Source organism: Formosimonas limnophila (assembly GCF_014652675.1).
GTDB classification, from domain to species: Bacteria; Pseudomonadota; Gammaproteobacteria; order Burkholderiales; family Burkholderiaceae; genus Hydromonas; species Hydromonas limnophila.
In genome coordinates, this window is record NZ_BMZG01000041.1 from 1 (window position 1) to 1,196 (window position 1,196).

1 protein-coding gene is annotated in these 1,196 nt (G+C 48.9%); it reads right to left on the reverse strand.

The annotated features are described in order from the left end of the window. Positions 1-2: 2 nt before the first annotated feature. Positions 3-1,193, reverse strand: coding sequence for an elongation factor Tu (gene tuf, locus IE082_RS11075; protein WP_189493967.1), 1,191 nt, complete (start codon positions 1,191-1,193; stop codon positions 3-5). Positions 1,194-1,196: the final 3 nt, after the last annotated feature.

Sequence of the window (1,196 nt, forward strand, 5' to 3'; positions counted from 1 at the left end):
AATTACGCGTTAATTTTAGCCACAACACCCGCGCCGACGGTACGACCGCCTTCACGAATCGCAAAGCGCAAACCTTCTTCCATCGCGATAGGTGCGATGAGTTTAACGCTGATTGATACGTTGTCACCTGGCATGACCATTTCTTTGTCCGCTGGCAAAGATACAGCACCAGTCACGTCAGTTGTACGGAAGTAGAACTGTGGACGGTAGTTGTTGAAGAATGGCGTATGACGGCCACCTTCGTCTTTACCCAACACGTAGATTTCTGCATCGAAATCAGTGTGTGGCTTGATTGAACCAGGTTTGCACAATACTTGACCACGTTCTACGTCTTCACGCTTAGTGCCGCGGAGCAATACACCAACGTTGTCGCCTGCTTGACCTTGGTCAAGCAATTTACGGAACATTTCAACACCTGTACAAGTGGTTTTCGCGGTGTCTTTGATACCAACGATTTCCAACTCTTCACCGACTTTAACCACACCTCGTTCGATACGACCTGTTACAACCGTACCGCGACCAGAGATTGAGAATACGTCTTCGATTGGCATCAAGAATGTACCATCAACGGCACGTTCTGGGGTTGGGATGTATGAATCCAAAGCGTCGCCCAAAGCGAAGATCGCTGGTTCGCCGATTTCTGATTGGTCGCCTTCGAGAGCCAACTTAGCAGAACCTTTGATGATAGGCACGTCGTCGCCTGGGAAGTCGTATTTAGACAATAATTCACGAACTTCCATTTCAACCAATTCCAACAACTCAGCGTCATCAACCATGTCGCATTTGTTCAAGAATACGAGGATGTAAGGAACGCCAACTTGACGCGCCAACAAAATGTGCTCACGAGTTTGTGGCATTGGACCGTCAGCAGCTGAACACACGAGAATCGCGCCGTCCATTTGTGCCGCGCCAGTAATCATATTTTTAACATAGTCAGCATGGCCTGGGCAGTCAACGTGGGCGTAGTGACGACCTGCTGTTTCGTACTCAACGTGCGCAGTGTTAATGGTAATACCACGTGCTTTTTCTTCTGGTGCCGCATCAATGTCAGCGTAACCTTTGGCTTCGCCGCCGAACTTCTTCGTCAATACAGTCGTAATCGCTGCTGTCAATGTCGTTTTACCGTGATCAACGTGACCAATCGTGCCGACGTTGACGTGCGGTTTGGTCCGTTCAAACTTACCTTTTGCCATGAT